Genomic DNA, 19,227 nt, shown 5'->3' with positions numbered 1-19,227 from the left:
TTCTATTTTCCCCATGAAAACCCGAATCCTTGTTTCGTTGTTGGTGGTTCCTTGCGCGCTGATTTCGGCGCTGGCGGCGGCTCCGGTGCCGGTGAATTCGCAGATCACGGCTGCGACCGTTTATACGGATCGCGCGATTGTCACACGCACGGGCACGGTCGAACTCGCGGCGGGCGAGGCGGAGGTGACGTTTGAGAAACTGCCGGCGGCGCTGATGGATCAGTCGTTGCAGGTGTCGGGAAAAGGAACGGCGGTGGCGACGATTCTCGATGTGAATGCGCGGACGACGTATGTCGAAGCGGCGGCGGATGCGCGGGTGAAGTCGCTCGAAGATCAGATCGCGGCAGAGCAGAAAAAGCTGCGGGCGCTGGGGGATCGCGGTGTGGCGCTGGATCAGCAGCAGACGTTGATCGGGAAGATCGAGAATGCGGTGGCGGCTCCTCCGACGAAGGACTCGGGCGCGACGCGGCCGGGTTTTGAGGAGTGGCAGAAGCTGCTGACGTTTTCGGATGAGGCGCGCACGAAGCTGGCGACGGAGCGGCAGGCGCTGGATGCGCAGCGCGAGGAGGTGCAGGCGAAGATCGGGGCGCTGGAGGCGCAGCTCGTGGCGCTGCGCGGGCAGGCGGGGAGCGGGCGTAGCTATAAAACGGTGACAGTGCGCGTCGCTGCGGCGAATGCGGGGTCGCTCGATCTCACGCTGGGCTATGCGGTGATGGGGGCGTCGTGGACGCCGTCGTACGATGCGCGGTTGCGCGGTGAGGAGCGGGCGGTGGAGTTGTCGTATTTCGGCATTGTGCGGCAGAACACGGGCGAGGATTGGAAGGGCGTGGCGCTGACGCTTTCGACGGCGAAGCCGGGGCTGGGTGGTGGGGCGCCGGAGTTGGGGACCTGGGTGGTGGATGTGATGCCGAGCGACGAGGCGATAGCGTTGTCGCCATTCTCGGTCTCTGGTTCGAATGACAAAAGGTATCGAGGCATGGACACGGCTGGAAAACGGCCGCTGCGCCCAGATCCTTCATCGACCAGTTTGGGTTTTGGGAATGGGATGGCTTTAGAGGCAGCTCCCGCTGCGATTGTTGCGCAGCAGGCCGTGGCGACGGTCGATTCCTCGGCGACGAGTGCGTCGTTCAAGATTGCGGCGCCCGCGACGATTCTCAGCGACAATGCGACGCAGAAGGTGGCGATCACGACGATTACGCTGGCGGCGAAGTTGCAGTATCAGGCGACGCCGCGGTTGCAGGAGACGGCGTTTCTTAGCGCGTATGTGACGAACTCGACGGATTTCCCGCTGCTCGCCGGAAGTGTGAACACGTTTTTGGGTGATTCGTTTGTGGCGACGAGCGGGCTGAAGACGGTGATGCCGTCGGAGAAGTTCGAGCTGGCACTCGGCGCGGACGAGAGCATCGGCGTGAAGCGGAAGGTGGTGAACCGTTTCGCGGAAGATACGGGGCTCACGGGCAGCGGGCGGCGGGTGACGTATGAGTTCCTCGTGACGCTCACGAATAACAAGAAGACGACCGAGCGGGTGGTGTTTAAGGAGCTGCTGCCGGTTTCTCGGAATGAGAAGATCGTGGTGAAGCTGATCGGGCCGATGGAGCGTGATGTCGGTACGGTGGCTGCGCCGAAGGAAGTGACGCGCGAGGCGGATGGGAAACTGGTGTGGCGGTTGGATCTGAAGCCGGGCGAGAAGCGGGAGATCGCGTTGAAGTTTAGCGTCGAGCATCCGGCGGATGTGCAGGTGACGGGGTTGGAGTGAGAGGAGTTGAATCGCAAAGACGCTAAGGGGCGAAGGGCTCAACAACCGCTTTGGTCTTTGAGTTAGTACTTAGCGTCTTTGCGGCTTCGCGGTTCGGTTGAGTCGCCGGGGTATGAATAGGATTCTTGTCCGGTTACTTGCGCGGGTCGCGTGACGGATCACTGTGTGCCCGCCATGCGCAAACGACTCCTCTTACTCACCGTGTCATTTCTCTCTCTATTCTCATTCTCGCGCGCTGAAGCGCTTAATGTCGGCGATGCGGCTCCCGGGCTTTCCGCCACGACGGAAACGGGCGAGACGCTGACTCTCGCCGAAGTTTATCCGAAGGGATTCACGCTCGTTTATTTTTATCCGAAGGCCGATACGGGTGGTTGCACGGCGCAGGGGTGTTCGCTGCGCGATGCGTACACGGAGCTGACGAAGCATGGCGTGACGGTGATCGGCGTGAGCACGGACTCGGTCGAGGCGCAGAAGAAATTTAAGGAGAAGAATAACTTCCCGTTCACGCTGCTGGCGGACACGGACAAGGCGGTGATGAAGGCGTTTGGGCAGGAGCCGGGAGTGATGGGCTTTGCGAGCCGTCAGGCGTTTCTCATCAACAAGGAGGGGAAGATTGTGTGGCGCGATTTGAAGGCGTCCACGAAGCAGCAGGCGGACGATGTGCTGGCGGCGTTGAAGCAGATCGGCGGGTGAGGCGGGGCGGGCAGTTGTTTGATGTAGGGCCTCAGCTCGCCTGAGGCCTTCCGAGATTTGAAGCGCAAGGGCCTCACGCGAGGTGAGGCCCTACATCGGAAAGTTTTTCATGTTTTCAGCAGGTCGGTTCCAACTGCATGAGTCTGGCTGAGGACAGTTGTTTTGAAAAGACGAAGGGCGGAAGCGCGGGGTGAACCGCGGCTTCCGCCCTTTGGCGTTTTTTGGGGTGTGAGAGGTAGGTGATGTCGGGGTGGACTCCAGGGAGGAGAGCGCGGGCGATACCGAAGGTCCGCGTCTTAAATGACGCGGCTACGGGACCGCCGCGGGTTACTTCACCTTCGAGTCGATCAATTCGTAGAGGCGGCGGGATTTGTTGAGATTGCCGCCTTCGCCGTAGCGGATGCGGATGATGGTCTGCTGGCGGTTGACCTCCTCGATCTTGATTTTGACCTTCTGATCGCCGGTGGCGCGGGCGATGAGGGCGGCGTCGAATTTATTGATTTCGCTCTTGGTCAGCATGAGCTCGGCCTCGGCGATGGCCGCGATGGCGGCTTCGGCGACCTTCGGGGCGGTGGAATTAAAGACCATCTGGAACTCGCCGAATTTGTAGACGGCGGTGGTTTCGCCGGTCGGGTCGAGTACCACGGAACGGCAGCCAGCGAGCGAGCCGACGAGGGCCAGGATCGCGAGGACGGAAAGGCGGAAATGTTTCTTCATCGCAGCGAACGAAAGGCGCGGCGGGCGTGGTGGCAAGCTGCGGAAACAGCCTTATTACCGTTGTGCGGGTGGGAAAATTGCCTGCAACTTCGCGGCGGCAGCCGTGTTTTGCGCATGAACGATGAACCTCACGTGCAAACTTCCACCGCGGGCCCGCTGACCCCGGCCGACTTCACGGCTTTTATGCGCAGTTACCAGGACATGGTTTATTCCACGGCCGCGCGCCTGACGGGCAATCAGGCGCAGGCGGAGGATATTTCCCAGGAGGTTTTCCTGAAGGCGTACGAGCGGTTCGACATGCTTAGCGTGAGCCCGACGGCGGGCGGCTGGCTGAAGACGGTGGCGACGAATCTCTCGCTCAATCATCTGCAACGTTATCGGAACCGTTGGCGGTTTTTCTCGGAGTTCGCGCGCGATGATGGCGGTGAACGTGAGGACGGGCCGGTGGAGTTTCCGTCGTTGGAAAATTTTCAGGACGGGATCGATCAGTCAGAGAAGCGGGCGTGGATCGAGCGGGCGCTCGCCGAGCTGCCGGAGCATCAGCGGGTGCCGCTGGTGTTGTTTCACTTTGAGGAGATGTCGTACGAGGAGATCGCGAAACGGCTGCGCATCTCGCTCGCGAAATTGAAAACCGATGTGCTGCGCGGACGCGCGGCGCTGGCGCGGGAGCTGATGAAGTCGGCCGCGCCGCATGAACCTTTTAACGCCTGAAGCCGCACGCTGCGCACTCCGCCATGACTGACGAACACTTCGAAGATCCACGGGAGAAAGCGTTGCACGCGGTGCTGCGCGGGCAGCCGGTGCTGCGTGCGCCGGTGTCGCTCGAGCAGCGGGTGCGCGCAGAGATCGCGCGACGGGCGGATCGGCCGTGGTGGCAGCGGTCGTTTGGCGAATGGCCGGTGATGGTGCGGGGGGCGTTTGTGGCGCTGTCGGGGTGCGCGGCGTGTATTTGTATCGCGGGCACGCTGGCGTTGTTGAACGGGCCGGGCGCGGAGATGGCGGCGGTGGTTTTGCGGGAAGTGGGCGCGTGGCGTCTGCTGGTGCAGTCGGTGGTGGAGTCGGGCGCGCGTTTGCTCGCAGGAGTTTCGCCCGGCTGGTGGTGGCTGGCGGGCGGGATCGTGGCGGCGTCGGCGGCGGGACTGCTGGGCATCGGGGCGACTGCGTACCGGCTGCTGTGGAGGGGGCGTTAAGGAGACCGCGCGCGGGTATTTTTGGTCATGTTTTCTCTCACTTTTAATTTTATGAAACCGTTTCGTTTTATCTTTTGCCTGCTCGGCGCGATGGCCGGGCTTTCGTTGACGTGGGTAATGGCGGAGGATGCGTCGCCGGTGCCGGTGGTTGAGGGTGCTGTGTCTGTGCAGAGCGCGGACGCGGCTCCGGAGGTGGAGCGCGGACCTGCGCCGGCGGCGGCGCGTGAGTCGGGGAAGCGGCGGGTGAATCGCGATCGCGACATCACCAAGTGGGGAAGTGAAGCGGTGGTGCCTGCGGGCGAAGAGGTGGACAATCTGGTCGCGCTTTTCGGTCCGGTACATGTGGACGGAAAGGTAGATGGGAACGCGGTGGCGGTTTTTGGGCCGGTGTTTTTGAGCGGCACGGGGAGCGCGGACGGCAATGTGGTTGCGGTGCTCGGGACGGTGCGGATCGATGGTCCGGTGGAGGGGAACGTGGTGTCGGTGCTCGGCGGGGTGGAGCTCGGGCCGAAGGCACGGGTGGATGGGAATGTCGTGAGCGTGGGCGCGCCAATTCAGGCCGATCCCGAGGCGGTGGTGAAAGGTAATGTGGTGGAAGCGGCGACGTTTGCGGAGATGCCGGAGCTGACGGGATTGCAGGCGTGGGTGAGGCACGCGCTGCTCTTGGGGCGTCCGCTGGCGCTGCGCGCAGACGTGTTGTGGGCGTGGGGCGTGGCGGGGTTGTTTCTCGCGCTTTATCTGTTCATCGCGCTGGTGATGAACGGGGCCTTGGTGAAGTGCGCGGAGACGCTGGAGCAGCGGCCGGGGAAGACGGTGCTGGCGGCGTTTCTCGCGGTGCTGCTGACGCCGCTGTTGTTTGTGGTGCTCTCCGTCACGGTGGTGGGCGCGCCCGTGCTGATGCTGGCGCTCGGGGTGGTTTCGCTGATCGGGAAGGCGGCGTTTTTGTGCTGGCTGGGGCGGCGGGTGACGCTGGCGTTGGGGCTGAGGCATGCGTTGCCAGCGGTGTTGATCGGCGGGGTTTTAATCACGCTGCTGTATCTGGTGCCGTTTCTCGGCTTCGTGGTGATGAAGCTCACGGACATGCTCGGTGTGGGCATGGTGGTGTATACGATGATGCTGGCGGGGCGTCGTGAGAAATTGGGTACGGCGGGGTCTGCGACTTCGACTCGCGGAGATGCGGGTGGAATGGGAGCGGGCGGAGGCAGGGCGGGAGTTCCCGTGACTCCGATGGGCCCGGTGATGACTGCGAGCGAGCCGGGGATGAGTATGTCGATGGGGTTTGCGGCGATGCCGCCACCACCGCCGCCGGTGGTGGTTCCTGAAGCGACGGGTGCGGGTGAGTCGATGGCTTCGCCGGCCGCTGTGGGGGTGACGCACGCGCGGGCGACGAGTGGGATTTTGCCGAAGCCGGTCTCGACGGTGCCGATCACGTCGGCGTTGCCGCGGGCGGGGTTTGGGGTGCGGCTGGGGGCGTTGCTGATCGATGCGACGCTGGTGTTTTTCGTGGTGTTGATGATTTCGCGCGGATTCAGGGGCGGGCCGGGTATGCTGGCTCCGGGCATGGCGGTTTATCTGATCGCGTTGTGGGGGCTGAAGGGGACGACGATCGGCGGGATCATCTGCGGGTTGAAAGTGGTGCGGCTGGATGATCGTCCGCTGGATTGGACGACGGCGGTGGTGCGCGGGCTGGCGGGGTTTTTATCGGTGCTGCCGGCGGGGCTGGGATTTTTGTGGGTGGCGTTCGATGAGGAGAAGCAGTCGTGGCACGACAAGGTGGCGGGGACGGTGGTGGTGCATGCGCCGAAGGGGATGTCGTTGGTGTAGCGCGCGAGCGCGTGGCGCTCGCGCGAAAGACTAATGACCAATGAGCTGGCGCGAGGAGCAGGAAAGCGGGCGGAGGTGAATCGGCGGGTTAGGGCTAACCCGCCCTACCTCGGAGGTTCCACCTTGCGGAGGGCGGGGCGGGTGGTGAGGGTGGAGGAAATTTTATGAGCCAACCTCTTGTCGGTGTGATCATGGGCAGCACGTCGGATTGGGATACGATGCAGCACGCGGCGGCGACGCTCGAAAGCCTGGGCGTGCCCTTTGAGAAGCTGGTCGTGAGCGCGCATCGCACGCCGGACAAGATGTACGAGTATGCGAAGTCGGCGGAGTCGCGCGGGCTTCGGGCGATCATCGCGGGGGCGGGCGGTGCGGCGCATTTGCCGGGGATGACGGCGGCGCTGACGGCGTTGCCGGTGCTCGGGGTGCCGGTGGAGTCGCACGCGTTGAAGGGGCAGGATTCGTTGCTCTCGATCGTGCAAATGCCGGGAGGCATTCCGGTGGCGACGTTTGCGATCGGGAAGGCGGGGGCGATCAACGCGGCGTTGTTTGCGGCGGCGATTTTGTCGGTCGGCGGCGAAAAGAAGATCAAGGTGGCGCTGGATGCGTTTCGCGCGAATCAGACGGCGAAGGTGTTGGACGCGAAGCTGCCGTGAAGGCGCGGAGCGCCTTCACGGCAGCTTCGCGGAATGACCAATGCGCAGTGACCAGTTGGGATTTGGTCGGCGGGGTTGGTTGGCGGTGTGGGCGGTGAGGCAGGCGATGTCGAAGCGGCGGGGCTAGGGCTAGCCCGCCCTACCTCGGGGTGACTCCGCGCTTGTCATCGGGCGGTGGGCGTTGGTCACTGGTTGTTCGTTTTTATTCCATGATCTCTCCCGGTAAAATCGTCGGTGTCCTCGGTGGCGGCCAGCTTGGCCGGATGTTTGCGCAAGCGGCGGAGCGGCTTGGCTATCGGGTGCATATTTACGAGCCCGCGCGGAAGTCGCCGGCGGGCGAGGTTTCGGCGAAGGAGGTCAATGCGCCGTACACCGATGTCGAGCGGCTGACGGAGTTCGTGAGCGAGTGCGATGTGGTGACGTACGAATTTGAAAACATCCCGGTGGAGCCGCTTTGGGAGATCGAGAAGAAGGTTCTGATGCATCCGCATTCGAATGTTTTGGAGATCTGCCAGAACCGGATGCGCGAGAAGACGTGGCTGCGGAAGAATGGGTTTCCGCATGTGCCTTTCGCGGAGGTCGAGGCGGGCGACGATCTGGCGGCGGCGATCCGGCGGATCGGGATGCCGTGCGTGGTGAAGACGGCGGACTTTGGCTACGATGGGAAAGGGCAGATCAAGGTCAGCGACGAGGCGAGTGTGGCGAAGGCGGTGGCGTCGTTTACGAAGCAGCGGGCGGTGGTGGAGAAGTATATCGATTTTAAGTGCGAGCTGTCGGTGATCGTGGCGCGCACGCCGGGCGGGGCGATGAAGACGTTCCCGGTTTCGGAGAATATCCACACGAAACACGTGCTGGATTTTTCGATCGTGCCGGCGCGGATCACCGAGGCGGTGCGCGTGGAGGCGGAAACGCTGGCGAAGACGATCGCGGAGAAGCTCAACGTGGTCGGGTTGCTCGCGGTGGAGATTTTTCTCACGGATCGCAGCGAGATCATCGTGAACGAACTCGCGCCGCGTCCGCACAACTCGGGGCATTATACGCTCGATGCGTGCCGGACGTCGCAGTTCGAGCAGCATGTGCGCGCGGTGACGGATCTGCCGCTGGGCGACACGACGCTGACGTCGCCGGTGGTGATGGTGAATATTTTGGGCGATGCGTGGAAGTGGCGCGATGGGCAGCTGGTCGGCGATCCGAACTGGGCGGCGGTGTTGAGCGAGCCGGCGGCGAAGCTGCATCTCTACGGGAAGAACGAGCCGCGCGTGGGCCGCAAGATGGGGCATTTCACGGTGCAGGCCGCAACGGCGGATGTGGCGCTCGAGGCGGCGCGGGCGCTCAAGGCGAAATTGTGAGGCCGTTTCCAAGAGGCCACTGACGCCGGGGGGAATAGGTGGACAGTGGATACGGCGGAAGTCGAAGGAGGAACCGCTAATGGAAAACGCCAATGGGGCGTTTTTAGAGAGTGCGGCTGCGGCCAATGGCCTTCGCGACCGAGCGGAGACGGCCAATGGCCGCGGTGGGGGCGAACTCAGGGGGGGCGACCAGTCGGTTGATCGGAGTTGGACCACTGATTAGCACTGAAAGGCACTGATGACTGAGGGGCGGGCACGCCTGACTATTTGACCGTGAATTCGTAGCCGTCGGAGCCGACCAAGATCGCGTAGGTGCCGGGGGCGAGAGTTTCGGGGAAGGTGATGGTGAGGAGGTCGGCGGCGGGTTGGGCGATCGTCGCGGGGAGGCGGGTGGTGCCGAAGCCGTTGAAGTTGGGGCTGATTTTTTCGAGCGGAGCGGTGCGGGTGCCGTCGGGTTGGGCGGTGGTGAGGGCGGCTTCGATCAGTGGGTAATCGTCGGATACGCCTTTGGCGCGCGACGGGAGTTTGCCTTTGAAGGTGAGGGTGAGCTTTTCGCCAGAGACAATGGGCGCAGGTGTGTCGCCTTTGAAGGTGAGCACGGCGGGTTTATCGGCGTCTTTTTTGGAGAAGAGGCTTTTGATGAAGCCGCCGGAGGTGCTGCCGCCGTTGCGGGGGAGGGCGGTCCATTCGTCGTCGATCTGGGCATGGACGCCGGAGGAGCGGGGGAGGTTGGGCTCGTTGGAGGCGGCGGCTTTTTTCAGGGCGGCGGCCTGGGCGGCGCTTATGCGGGTGAATTCGTAGGTGAAGGCGGCGTCTTCGCCGGAGAGGCGGGTGCCGTCGAGTTTGAGGGCCGGGGTGGTGTCGGCGACGTGGGTGAAGAGTGTGCCCGGTTTGGCACTACGCGAACGGCCGTTGCCGGGCATGTGGAGGCGGATGGGCTGGCTGGAGGCGCGGCGGGGATTGTCGATGAGGGTGCCGTGGAGTGGGCGTTTCGCGGTGGCGCCGGCTTCGGCGGACTCGAAGGCGGCGGTGAAGGATGCGCCGTCGTCGGTTTGTTTGATGAAGCGGAGGAGGATTTTTTCGGCGGTGGCGTCGCCGGCCTTTGGCGTGGCGGTGCCGTGGTAGAGGGTGTCGGGGCGGGTGGCTTCGAGGAGGGCCTCGAGGCGGGTGGTGAGTTTGGTTTTGGTGGCGGCGAGTTTTTCGGGGGCGATGCGCGTGGCTTTTAACGGGATGGGGCTGTCGGGTGCGCTGAGGAGTTCGCCGTCTTCGCCGAGGGTGAGGGCGAGGGTGATGGGGTTGGTGGATTCGAGGAGAGAGCCGGCGCCGGGGATGGCCTGATTGGGGCGCGAGGTGAGAGTGAGGGAGAAGACGCCGGTGGTGTCGTCGAGAGTCCAGGTGCCGGTGAAGGGGCGGGCATCGAGCCAGCCGTGGCCGTAGATGCGGAGGAGGGCGGTGAGCTGGCGGGCGCCGGGTTTGGGGGTGGTGATTTCGAGGGAGAAATCCTCGCTGGCTTCCCGGGTGGTGCGGCCGACGAAGAGGGTGCCTGTCGCGAGGAGGTCGTGAAAGCGGGTGAGGCGCGATCCGCGGTCGCGTTTGTTTTCGTCGAGGAAATCGGCGGCGGCTTTTTCGAGGCGGGCGAGGGCGTCGGTCTGGGTTTCGACGAGTTGTTTGAGGGCGGCGTCATCGTCGGGGTTGCCGGCGAGGTAGGTTTTTTCGCCGAAGGAGGCGCGGGGTTTTCCTTCGAGGGCGGGAGAGGCGAAGGGGTTTTCGCGGAGGGAGAAGCGCCAGTGGCCGTCGATGCGGGTGGCGAGGGCGGTGCCGGTGAAGGGGAGGGTTTTCCCGGCGGGGGTGGTTTCGCGGAGGATGACGGCGGCGAGCGGGTCGGCGGGTGTATCCGAGAGTCCGGCACGTTCGCGGAGGCGGGCGTCGGAGGCGGTCTGGGCGGCCTCGCGGACGGCGGAAGGCGAGGCGGGATCGAGGTCGAGGGTGCGGCGGAGGTGGTGGGCGGTGTCTTCGCGGACGTAGAGGGCGGCGGGGACGGTGGCGGTGGCTTCGAATGCGATGAGGCTGGAGCCGTCGGGTTGTGGGGTGGAGGTCTTGGTGAGCTGGCCGATGGTGAGGCCGGTGTCGGACTGGGCGTGGAGCCAGGCGATGAAGTCGGCGTCGGGGACGCGTTTACGGAGGTGGGACCAGGTGAGGGCGGCGGTGATGAGGAGGACGAGGGCGGTGCCGAGGATGAGGGCGAGGCGGGTCTTGGGGGCGAGGCGGGCCTGCGGGAGTGGAGGGGCGGGGGGCGGAGGAGGAGTTGAGAGTTGAGGGTTGAGAGTGGAGGGCGGGAGCGGTGGAGCGGCGGGTGGCGGGGAAGGTGGGCGCGGGGGTGTGCCGGGGATGCGGATACGGCGGGGGGCGGGGGAGGCGGGGACGATGGCGCGGGTTTGGGCGAGGGCGGAGGCGGGGAGAGTGGAGGGGTGGGAGTTGAGGAAGGCAGGGGGATGGGCGGGAGTGAGAAGGAGAGTGGGGGAATGGTGTCGGATGACGGGGGGGGCGGAGGAGCTGAAGGCCGGGAGAGGGTGAGTGGGCGCGGGGGCGCAGGAGGGGGCGGGGGTGGTGCAGGCGTGGCTCCGGGGGCGCGCGGAGGAGTGGGAGGCGGAGGAGGCGGTGGGAAATCAGGAGGCATGGCGCGCCGGTGTTGAGGGTGAAGGAGATTGCGGGGGCCGGGTTAGCGGCGGAGTTGGTCGAGTTTTTGCGGGATTGAGAGGATGGCGCGGAGGACGTCGATGAGGAGGTAGTAGAGCAGGAAGGTCAGGTAGGCGGTGAGGGGGAGGAGGCAGGCCGATGCGATGATGGCGGCACCTGCGGGGCCGCCGCCTGAGAGGGTGATGGTCGTGGGCAGCAGGATGAGGCCGCCCAGGGAGAGGGAGACGTCGCTTCCGAAAAGGGCGAAGAGGATGACGATGGCTCCGGCAGCCGCGTAGACGGCAAAGAGTAGCGGCTGGAGGGCGAGGCCGGCCTTGGCGAAGAAGGAGAAAAGGCCGATGGCTTCTTCACCGGCGGTGGCAGGAGCCTCCTCGACGTTGGCGAGTGATGGGTGGAGTGCGACGCCAGCGAAGGCGGTGAGCAGGACGAAGGAGACGAGCGCGGGGATGATCGGAGTGAATGACTCGACTTGAATCGCCGTGATGATGCCACCGATGAGCGCGCCGATGGCGGCCAGCAGGAGGACCAGGCCAAGGCATTCGAGTACTGCCATGGAGGCGATGCGGGTGGGGGAGGTTTTCAGGATGGACGCGCAGGCATCGAGCAGGCGTTTGGCGACGAATTGGAGGACGGCGAGGACGAGGACGGATGCGAGGCCGTAGAGAAAGACTTCGAATGAGTCCCACTTGATAGCGTAGACCACGCCGTAGATGAGTGCGAGGAGGGCGCCGGCGAGGACGATGAGCTGGCCGAAAGAGCCGGCGGCAGTGAAGAGTGCGGTGAGGCGGGCGACGGAGAGGAGGGCGCGGGCCTTGGCGAGGAGACTGCCGATAAACGTAGCGAGCAGGGCGGGGAGTTTGGCGGCGTCCGTGGGTTTGAAGGCGGGGGCGGGAGCCGGGGGGGAGCGGAGGGCGGAGAGTTGGGAGTTGAGGGTTGAGAGTTGAGGGACGGAGGGGTGGAGGAAGGCGCGGAGGCGGATGAGGGCGACGGAGGCGTGGCCGGGAGCACGGTGGAGAGGGGGCGCCAGGTGGTTTCGCCGACGGGGATGATGTGGGTGGCGGGGGTGATTTCACCGCGGGCGAGGAGTTTTTGGAGTTCGTCGAGGGTGACGGGGCCGGCGGGCTGGTTGGCGGTGTTGGCGTAGTAGTAGTTCATGGGCGCGGCGGGCGGTGTGGATGGTCGGAGCGAGGCTGGCTGGAGGAAAAGCGTCGCGGGCCGTGATGCGGGATGCGCGCTAGAAAAGTGGGCTGGGCGGTCAGGCCGGAGATTTCGGGTGCTGACGAGGCCGGGGTGGAATCGCGGGCGATTGAACCATGGGCGCGGACATGGGACGAAGTCTGGACGCGCGCGGGTGAAGGGCTCAAGGCCGGTGGGCGGCGGAGCGGAAATTTTACGGGGAATTGAGCTGCTGCCAGTCTGCCGGGGTATCGATGTCGAGGGCGAGTTCGGGGAGATCGACGAGGGCGGTGTTGGATTTGTGAGCGGCGATAATGCGGCGGGCGCCTTCGGCTCCGCGGAGCTGGCGGAGGGTGGGGAAATGGGAATGGGTGAAGATGGCGGGGACGCCGCCGGTGTCGCCGTGGCGCGTGGCGGCGATAGTGTGGCGACCGTCCAGGGCGGCGCGGAGTTTCTCGATGGCGGTGGCGGAGAGGTGCGGCTGGTCGCAGACGGCGAGAAGGACGGAGCCGAAAGTGGAGACGCCACCGTGGAGAGCGGAGAAACCCGTGGTGATGGAGGTGCCCATGCCCTCGGCCCAATTGGGGTTTTCAACGATGAAGACGGGGAGGCCGGCGAGTGCGGGGCGGATTTTGTCGGCGTGGGCGCCGAGGACGACGATGACGGGGAGGGCCTTGGCATCCAAGGCGGCCTGGGCGGCGCGGACGATGAGCGGGGTGCCTTTGTGGAGGAGGAGTTGTTTGGGTTGTCCGAGGCGGGTGGAGGCGCCGGCGGCGAGGATGATGGCGGCGAATCGAGGCGGAGCGGATACCAGGGATTCGAGGCGGCCTTGGTCGCGGTGGATGGGGAGAAGGCGTTGGCGGAGGGGGCGGGCGTCGCGGGAGGAGTGTGAGGCTTGAAGCTCGGCGAGGATGGAGAGGGCGACTTCCTCGGGGGTGCCGCCGCCGAGGTCGAGGCCGACGGGGGCGTGAAGGCGGGCGTGCATGTCATCGGTGATGGCGAGGCCTTCGCGGGTGAGGTCGGCGAGGATTTTTTCGGAGCGTTTGCGGGAGCCGAGGAGACCGAGGTAGGCGAGCGGGCGCGGGAGCAGGGCGCGGAGGAGGGGCAGGTCGTCGAGGTAACGGTGCGTCATCAGGACGACGAAGGAACGGGCGTCGAGCGGGAGGCTGGCGAGGGCGGTCTCCGGTGGGGCGAGGTGGAGAGCGTGGGCGGAGGGGAAGCGGGTGGTGTTGAGAAGCGAGGCGCGGGAGTCGACGATGGTGACGCGCCAGCCGAGTTCGGTGGCGAGGTAGGTGAGGGATTGGGTGTCGTCGCCGGCGCCGAAGAGGGTGAGGGAGGGCGGAGGGGGGAGGAATTCGCAGAAGAATCCGTGGTCGCGGTGGGCGAGCATTTCAGTGCTGGTCTGTCGCTCCAGTGCGTCAGGCAGAAGGCGTTCGCTGGCGAAGGGATCTTTATGGTCGGGATGAGTCCATGAGAGACCGCTGGATGCGCGGGCTGCGACTGCGCCGGTGGGCGTGTGGTGGGGGAAGCACTCAGTGAAGAGCGCGGCGTTTTCGCGGCGGTCCCAGGCGGCGAGGATGAAGTCGAGCCAGGGAGGGACGCCGGCGATGGGTTCGAGCCAGACGGCGATGGTGCCTTCGCAGCCGCTGCCGGTGCCCCAGATGATGTCGGTGTCGGCGGCGGTGTTGTAGCGGGCGATGCGTGGGCGGGAGGTGCGCAGAACGTCGGCGGCTTGAGTCATGAGGTCGGCTTCGAGGCAGCCGCCGCTGATGGAGCCGATGTAAGAGCCGTCGGGGCGCCACAACATGCGGGCGCCGATGGTGCGGAAGGAGGAGCCGGTGACGCCGACGAGGGTGCAGAGGACGGCGGGAGATGGGTCGGCGCGGAGGGAGGCGGTGATGCTCAGGAGCTCTTTCATGCGGGAGGGAGGCGATGGGCGAGAGGCTGGGTGCGATGAGTGGTCGGAGGGGAGGATGAGGGAGCAAGGCGCGGGTGCAACGTGCGGGGTGGGTTTACTGAATGGTGGCGGGGTGTATCGGGTTGTCTGTGACGGTGGGGGGGCGCGCGGGGTGACGGGAAAGTGGATGAGGGAGGCAGATGCCAATGGCTCGCGGTGAAATGAGTTGCTGGAGGGAGGGTGGTTGGCGGAGAAACACGGCGCTTCGGTTCGCGTGTGGTTTGCGCGGTGGCTGAAGCGGTTTCCCGCCCTCATGAAGACTTCCCCGGTTGTTGGTTCTGCGCATCGTTTTGTCCTGGCTGCGTCTGCCGCACTGGCGGTGGGTGCGGTTGTGTTGTCGGCGCAGACGGCGCCGGTGCAGCCCACGGAGGAGCGGGTGGTGCTCCAGCATGTGGATGTGGCGCCGGTACTTTCCGAGCCGATGGTGATCACGGGGTCGGCGGTGCCGGTGATTCCGGCGGAGGCGTTTCAGCCGGTGACGACGATTTCGCAGGTGAATTTGGAGGACGCGGGGTCGGGCACGCTGGCGGAAGGGCTGCGGACTTTGGTGCCGGGGTTTTTCGGCGAGGCGGGGACGGAGTTGCGCGCGAACGGTGGGACGGGCGTGGCGAAGGCAAATCTGCGCGGGTTGGGCGGCACGCTGACGTTGCTCGATGGGCAGCGGAGCGTGTTCGACGAGTTGAATTTAATTCCGACGATCGCGGTGCAGGGGGTGGAGATCGCGAAGGATGGGGCGAGCGCGCGATATGGTGCGGATGCGTTGACGGGAGTTTTTAATACGGTGCTGGTGCCGAGCTATCGTGGGGCGAAGGTGCGTGCTTATTATGGCAACACGACGGGTGACGATATGGGGACGGTGCGGGTGGGGTTCATCGCGGGCGCGGCGGCGGGCAAGACCGATGTCGTGGTGGCGGGGGAGTATTATCATCGGAATGCGGTGATGTCGCGCGACCGCGTAGGTTCGGCGGATGCGGATGCGCGGAGTCAGGGCGGGCAGAACTGGCGGGAGTTCGTGACGTCGGGGCTCACGTATGCGTATCACGCTTCCGATGGATGGCAGTACCGGGTGCTGGCTCCGGGCCGGACGGCCGGATATGGGTTATCCGACTTCATGGTCCAGACAACGGCGCAGTACTATAATCCGCGCGCGGACACTGCGCTGATTCCGGAGCAGGAGAACAAGTCGGTTTATGCGCGCATCAACCACCAGATACTGCCGGGCGGGCGGCTGGAGGCGTTTGCACGGATGCTGTTCGCACAAAATGAATACGAGAGCGCTGTGTCGCCGCTGGCGATCAATGCGATCAACGTGACGCAATACCCGGCGGTGAGTCCGCATCTGCCTCCGGTCTCCAGCGGACTGACCGTTTATTACCCTCCTGGCTATTATTACTATTTGAGGCCGGCTTCGATTGGGCCGCGCGGGCGCATCTACGAGCGGGATGTTTACGATTTTCAGGCGGGGTTGAAGGGGAAGATTCCCGGAGGCTGGAGCTGGGAGGCTACGTATTTGTATAGCTGGTGGTATCGCGACGACACGCAGACCAATTCATTCGATTACGCGAAGCTGGCGGCGGCGATTAACAGCGGGGCGTATAATCCTTACGCACTGGATTCGGCGCGCGGCGTGAATCCGACGAACTCGCGGGCATTCGATAATCCTGCGGCGCTGCGCGACGCGGCGGTGCAGGGGCGGATCGATCACGATTTCGGGATGCGCGGGGGATCGGTGCGTGCGGGCGGGCCGGTGTTCGAATTGCCGGCGGGGAAGGTGCAGCTGGCGGTGGGCGGGGATTATACGTTGTCCGAGCAGAGTGTGGTGCCGGACCGGAATATCACCGGGCAGAACGGGTTGATGATTGGGTTTAATCCGGCGGGGTTCACGGCGTCGGGTTATGAGGCGCGGGGAGTGTTTGCCGAGGTGATGGTGCCGCTCATTTCGAGCGCGCAGGGAATCACGGCGGTGCGGGATTTGCGCTTGTCGGCTAGCGTGCGGCGGAGTGAGAAGGATGTGAAGGGTGCGGTGCGCGATCTGGCGGGCGTGTATCAGCAGCGGTCGCGGGAGTTTTCGGAGACGACGCCGAAGGTGGGTGTGTTGTATCGGCCGGTGCGTGACGTGATGTTTCGCGCGACGTACGCGGAGGGTTTCCGCACGCCGAGCCTGGGGCATCTGTTCGCGGCGGCGGGCAGCTCGCAGCTGGCGTTGAGCGATCCGCTGGGATTCACGACGGCGAGCGCGGTGATCGTGAATTCGCGGGGGAATCCGGATCTGGAACCGGAGGAATCGAAGACGTGGAATGTGGGCGCGGTGTACACGCCGAAGGCGGCGAAGGGGCTGCGCTTCGAGGTGGATTATTACCGGGGCGTGGTGAGCAATCTGATCGCGGATGGGGCGCAGTATGCGCTCAACGCGAACGCGCTGACGCAGGGGCCGGGCTTCCGGCGCGGGGTGGCGGGCTCGATCAATCCGAATGCGGCGTTCGCGAGCGCGATCACGCGTAACTCGGCGGGCGCGGTGACGGCGGTGAGTTTTTATCCCGTGAATGCGTCGTCGCGCGAGGCGAGCGGCATCGACGGGCAGATCGTGGCGGAGTGGCCGGTGACGGCGGCGAAGGTGATGTCAGTGCTGGCGTGGAATACGACGCTGAACTGGGATCTGACGACGGTGGGCGGACAGCCGAGCCAGAACTGGCTGGGGCGTTATGTGGATGCTTCAACGAACAGCATTTCGCCGGGGAGCATTCCGCGGCATCGCGGGCGTTTCTCGCAAGGTGTCGAGAAGGGCGCGTGGTCGGTGATCGGCGCGGTGAATCGTGTGAGTCATCTGGAGGATGACGCGACGCGGACGTTGGGGAATCGGCCGCGTTATGTGAGCCAATGGACGACGTTCGATGCTCAGCTGGGTTATCGCTGGAAGGCGGCGGGGATCGAGGTGCGCGCGGGCGTGAACAATATCGCGGACGAGGCGGCGCCGTTTGCGGCGGGTGCGGTCAATGCGGTGTCGAACGCGAGCTACGATGTGACGCTGCATAACGACATCGGGCGCTTCGTGTATGTGCAGGTGACGAAGGCGTTTTGAGTGGGTAAGAGGTGAGGTGTCGGCGGGAGGGGGAGGCAAAGAGGCCGGGCACGGCGTGCCGGCCCTACCTCGGAGCCGGCCCTATCTCGGAAAGCGGAGGGGGAGGGTGGCGAGGGTGCGGGTGATGTCGGGGAAGCCGCGGGTGGGGGCGGGGTGGCCGAGGATTTTTTTGGTGGTGCGTGGCCAGGCTGCGGGGCGGAGGGTGGTAACGCAGTTGGTGAGCGCGAGGTCGCGGATGGCGACTTGGCCGAGACCGCGGAGGGAGAGGCGGAGGGGGCGCGACGGATCGTCGATGGGTGTGGAGAAGAGGCGGGAAATATTGGCGCGCGGTTGCGCGGCTTCGGAGCGGAATTCGATGGTGTGGCGGGCGCGGAGTTCGCGCCAGGTGCGGTCGGGCTGTTGTTGTTCGACGACGATTTTTTGGAGAGCAGGGGCGATGTTCTCGACGGTGAAGACGAGCTGCCAGCGGCCGCAGACGGGCGTGGTATCGAGGGCGAGGTCGGGGCGTCGGCGTAGAGAGCGAAGGAAGGTGCGCCAGGTGGCGAGGCGGGCGGCGTCGGCGTCGAGGATGAGCTCGTTTTGGCCGCGGACTTTCGCGTCGCGGGTGCGTAGCCACATGGCGCGGGCAGCGCGGCGGCCGGTGGCGAGTTGACGGGCGAAGACGCGGGCGTCGCGGGTGAGGTCGTCGAGGCGGAGACGGATGAGCGGAGACGAGCCGAGTTGAGAGTTGAGGGTTGAGAGTTGAGAGTTCGGACGTGCGGAAGAGGCTAATGTGCGGCGGAGGGCGAAGATGCCGTCGGCGGCGCGGGCGACGAAGGTGTCGCGGGATTCCAAGTACGCGAGGAAGGCGAGGCTGGAGGCGAGCGGGCGAGGAAGAGTGAAGGGTGAAGGGTGAAGGGTGAAAGGGGCGGACGGAGAGGAGGGGGAATGACCAGTGACCAATGACCAGTGACCAGTGGACGTACGCAGGCGAGAGGCGGGAGAGCGAGTCGTGGCGGCGCGGAGGTCCCAGCGGTCGTTGATTTCCCAGCGGGCGTAGCCGGTGAAGGCGCGGGCGTCGGCGGCGAGGGCGGTGCGGGCGGCGTGGCGGGCGCTGAGTTTTTTGCCTTTGCCAAAGACGCGTTCGAAACCGGCGGTGAGTAGGGTTTCGTCGTCGGTGGATTTTTTGGGGTTCAGCCAGAGGGATGCGGCGGCGGCATCGACGACGGTGGTTGTTTCGAGGGCGAGGCGGTAGGCTTCCCAGGAGGTGACGAGGAAGCCGGCGGCGTTGGTGTCGTGACAGCGTTTCCACCAGGAGCGGAGGTTGGCGAGGCGGTCGCGGAAGAGGGGGAGCGGCTCGTAGCGGAAGGCGCCGTTCATGGGGCAGCCCCAGTAGTCGATGCCGTGTTTGGCGAGCGGCGTGGCGAGGTCGGACTCGGCGAAGTTGAAGAGCTCGACGCGCGGGTGGCGGGTGAAGGGGTAGTAGTACCAGTCGTAGGCGGCGATGTCGCGCGGGAGGAGCGGGATCGCGGAGGGGATGAAGTTGAGCATGTCGGCCCAGAGGCCGAGCTGGAGACCGCGCGAGGAGGTGAGCGTGTGGAGGCGGTTGACGTGGCCGGCGAAGTGGGCGGCGAGGCCGCGGTCTGCGATTTCGGCGCGGCAGCGCGGGCATTTGCCGAGGTGGAAGGATTCGTCGAGGCCGACGTGGACTTTGCCGGCGGTGCAGAAGGGGGCGGTGTCGTGTAGCAGTTTTTCGGCGACGGCGAGGGTGTCGGCGTGGAGCGGGCAGATCTGGCCGCGCTCGAGCGGAGAGCCGTCGGGGGCGCGGAGTTCGTTCAGGTCGCGTAGCGCGGGGGCTTTTATCAGGTACTGCGTGTGGCCGAGGAGATTGACGATGGGGACGGTGCGGATGCCGTGGCGCTCGGCGGTGTTGACGAGGCGGTGGAGCTGGCGGTGGGAGTAGGCGTCGGCGCGGGCGACGGTGGGGAGAGAGGGGTATTCGACGGCGTCTTCGAGATGCAGATACAGTTCGTTGTAGCCCCAGTCGGCGTAGCGCGGGAGAAGTTTGAGCAGGACGTCGAGGCGCTCGACCTGGCGGGCGAGGTCCCATTGGAAGGCGCGGAGCATGGGGGAAGAATGACCAGTGACCATTGACCA

General features: G+C 65.3%; 15 protein-coding genes and 1 pseudogene. 10 read left to right on the top strand and 6 right to left on the bottom strand.

Annotated features, from left to right (window positions below; genetic code table 11):
• Nucleotides 1-13 precede the first annotated feature (13 nt).
• Together CMV30_RS07260 and CMV30_RS07255 are read left to right on the top strand one after the other, a co-directional pair.
• Nucleotides 14-1,756: a mucoidy inhibitor MuiA family protein gene (locus CMV30_RS07260; RefSeq protein WP_096055398.1), complete on the top strand. Its 1,743-nt coding sequence runs from the start codon at nucleotides 14-16 to the stop codon at nucleotides 1,754-1,756.
• A 174-nt stretch (nucleotides 1,757-1,930) separates the two neighbouring features.
• The gene (locus tag CMV30_RS07255; RefSeq protein ID WP_096055397.1) at nucleotides 1,931-2,449 is read left to right on the top strand and encodes a peroxiredoxin; all 519 of its coding nucleotides are present in this window, start codon (nucleotides 1,931-1,933) and stop codon (nucleotides 2,447-2,449) included.
• Between the two features lie 327 nt (nucleotides 2,450-2,776).
• On the opposite strand, the gene CMV30_RS07250 is transcribed toward CMV30_RS07255, so the two are convergent.
• Entirely contained in the window at nucleotides 2,777-3,166 is a 390-nt protein-coding gene (locus CMV30_RS07250; protein ID WP_096055396.1) for a DUF3568 family protein, read from the bottom strand.
• Between CMV30_RS07250 and CMV30_RS07245 the strand changes: the two genes are divergently transcribed.
• From CMV30_RS07245 to CMV30_RS07225, 5 genes are all read left to right on the top strand, one after another.
• Nucleotides 3,155-3,877, top strand: a complete 723-nt coding sequence (locus tag CMV30_RS07245) for an RNA polymerase sigma factor (RefSeq protein ID WP_096055395.1) — start codon at nucleotides 3,155-3,157, stop codon at nucleotides 3,875-3,877. The genes CMV30_RS07250 and CMV30_RS07245 overlap by 12 nt on opposite strands.
• Before the next feature lie 23 nt (nucleotides 3,878-3,900).
• A complete protein-coding gene (locus CMV30_RS19365; RefSeq protein WP_138223186.1) occupies nucleotides 3,901-4,356 on the top strand; it encodes a hypothetical protein in 456 nt (151 codons plus the stop codon).
• Nucleotides 4,357-4,407: 51 nt separating this feature from the next.
• Nucleotides 4,408-6,180 (top strand): RDD family protein, encoded by a 1,773-nt coding sequence (locus CMV30_RS07235; protein WP_138223185.1) that lies wholly within the window; start codon nucleotides 4,408-4,410, stop codon nucleotides 6,178-6,180.
• Nucleotides 6,181-6,344: 164 nt separating this feature from the next.
• Nucleotides 6,345-6,833: a 5-(carboxyamino)imidazole ribonucleotide mutase gene (purE, locus tag CMV30_RS07230; protein ID WP_096055392.1), complete on the top strand. Its 489-nt coding sequence runs from the start codon at nucleotides 6,345-6,347 to the stop codon at nucleotides 6,831-6,833.
• Nucleotides 6,834-7,042: 209 nt separating this feature from the next.
• Nucleotides 7,043-8,182, top strand: a complete 1,140-nt coding sequence (locus tag CMV30_RS07225) for a 5-(carboxyamino)imidazole ribonucleotide synthase (protein ID WP_096055391.1) — start codon at nucleotides 7,043-7,045, stop codon at nucleotides 8,180-8,182.
• A 263-nt stretch (nucleotides 8,183-8,445) separates the two neighbouring features.
• Here CMV30_RS07225 and CMV30_RS07220 read toward each other — a convergent pair whose 3' ends face one another.
• Nucleotides 8,446-9,105, bottom strand: a complete 660-nt coding sequence (locus CMV30_RS07220) for a hypothetical protein (RefSeq protein WP_096055390.1) — start codon at nucleotides 9,103-9,105, stop codon at nucleotides 8,446-8,448.
• Between CMV30_RS07220 and CMV30_RS07215 the strand changes: the two genes are divergently transcribed.
• Together CMV30_RS07215 and CMV30_RS20655 are read left to right on the top strand one after the other, a co-directional pair.
• Nucleotides 9,106-9,408 carry a hypothetical protein gene (locus CMV30_RS07215; RefSeq protein WP_096055389.1) on the top strand — a complete coding sequence of 101 codons (303 nt, stop codon included), beginning with the start codon at nucleotides 9,106-9,108 and terminating at the stop codon, nucleotides 9,406-9,408.
• A 201-nt stretch (nucleotides 9,409-9,609) separates the two neighbouring features.
• Nucleotides 9,610-10,491, top strand: a complete 882-nt coding sequence (locus tag CMV30_RS20655; protein WP_096055388.1) for a hypothetical protein — start codon at nucleotides 9,610-9,612, stop codon at nucleotides 10,489-10,491.
• 410 nt (nucleotides 10,492-10,901) lie between these two features.
• Here CMV30_RS20655 and CMV30_RS20255 read toward each other — a convergent pair whose 3' ends face one another.
• The 3 genes and pseudogenes from CMV30_RS20255 to CMV30_RS07195 all read right to left on the bottom strand — a co-directional run bounded on the left by CMV30_RS20255 (nucleotide 10,902) and on the right by CMV30_RS07195 (nucleotide 13,973).
• On the bottom strand, nucleotides 10,902-11,582 hold the full coding sequence (locus CMV30_RS20255) for a hypothetical protein (RefSeq protein WP_245844430.1): 681 nt from the start codon (nucleotides 11,580-11,582) through the stop codon (nucleotides 10,902-10,904).
• 314 nt (nucleotides 11,583-11,896) lie between these two features.
• Nucleotides 11,897-12,034 (bottom strand): annotated as a pseudogene (locus tag CMV30_RS20900) (DUF4339 domain-containing protein); the annotation flags it as partial.
• A 235-nt stretch (nucleotides 12,035-12,269) separates the two neighbouring features.
• Entirely contained in the window at nucleotides 12,270-13,973 is a 1,704-nt protein-coding gene (locus CMV30_RS07195) for an XdhC family protein (protein WP_175414770.1), read from the bottom strand.
• Between the two features lie 292 nt (nucleotides 13,974-14,265).
• Between CMV30_RS07195 and CMV30_RS07190 the strand changes: the two genes are divergently transcribed.
• Nucleotides 14,266-17,091: a TonB-dependent receptor plug domain-containing protein gene (locus CMV30_RS07190; RefSeq protein ID WP_096055384.1), complete on the top strand. Its 2,826-nt coding sequence runs from the start codon at nucleotides 14,266-14,268 to the stop codon at nucleotides 17,089-17,091.
• 81 nt (nucleotides 17,092-17,172) lie between these two features.
• On the opposite strand, the gene CMV30_RS07185 is transcribed toward CMV30_RS07190, so the two are convergent.
• Nucleotides 17,173-19,197: a family 20 glycosylhydrolase gene (locus CMV30_RS07185; protein ID WP_096055383.1), complete on the bottom strand. Its 2,025-nt coding sequence runs from the start codon at nucleotides 19,195-19,197 to the stop codon at nucleotides 17,173-17,175.
• Nucleotides 19,198-19,227: the final 30 nt, after the last annotated feature.

This window comes from Nibricoccus aquaticus (assembly GCF_002310495.1).
In the GTDB taxonomy this organism is placed as follows: Bacteria; Verrucomicrobiota; Verrucomicrobiia; order Opitutales; family Opitutaceae; genus Nibricoccus; species Nibricoccus aquaticus.
Note: the sequence above shows the minus strand (reverse complement) of the source record. Positions and strands in the feature narration are given on the sequence as shown.

Excerpts from the sequence above, each read along its gene's own strand:
- CMV30_RS07260 (WP_096055398.1), top strand. The coding sequence starts at position 14 with ATGAAAACCCGAATCCTTGTTTCGTTGTTGGTGGTTCCTTGCGCGCTG.
- CMV30_RS07255 (WP_096055397.1), top strand. The coding sequence starts at position 1,931 with ATGCGCAAACGACTCCTCTTACTCACCGTGTCATTTCTCTCTCTATTC.
- CMV30_RS07245 (WP_096055395.1), top strand. The coding sequence starts at position 3,155 with ATGTTTCTTCATCGCAGCGAACGAAAGGCGCGGCGGGCGTGGTGGCAA.
- CMV30_RS07250 (WP_096055396.1), bottom strand. The coding sequence starts at position 3,166 with ATGAAGAAACATTTCCGCCTTTCCGTCCTCGCGATCCTGGCCCTCGTC.
- CMV30_RS19365 (WP_138223186.1), top strand. The coding sequence starts at position 3,901 with ATGACTGACGAACACTTCGAAGATCCACGGGAGAAAGCGTTGCACGCG.
- CMV30_RS07235 (WP_138223185.1), top strand. The coding sequence starts at position 4,408 with ATGAAACCGTTTCGTTTTATCTTTTGCCTGCTCGGCGCGATGGCCGGG.
- purE (WP_096055392.1), top strand. The coding sequence starts at position 6,345 with ATGAGCCAACCTCTTGTCGGTGTGATCATGGGCAGCACGTCGGATTGG.
- CMV30_RS07225 (WP_096055391.1), top strand. The coding sequence starts at position 7,043 with ATGATCTCTCCCGGTAAAATCGTCGGTGTCCTCGGTGGCGGCCAGCTT.
- CMV30_RS07220 (WP_096055390.1), bottom strand. The coding sequence starts at position 9,105 with ATGCCCGGCAACGGCCGTTCGCGTAGTGCCAAACCGGGCACACTCTTC.
- CMV30_RS07195 (WP_175414770.1), bottom strand. The coding sequence starts at position 13,973 with ATGAAAGAGCTCCTGAGCATCACCGCCTCCCTCCGCGCCGACCCATCT.
- CMV30_RS07190 (WP_096055384.1), top strand. The coding sequence starts at position 14,266 with ATGAAGACTTCCCCGGTTGTTGGTTCTGCGCATCGTTTTGTCCTGGCT.
- CMV30_RS07185 (WP_096055383.1), bottom strand. The coding sequence starts at position 19,197 with ATGCTCCGCGCCTTCCAATGGGACCTCGCCCGCCAGGTCGAGCGCCTC.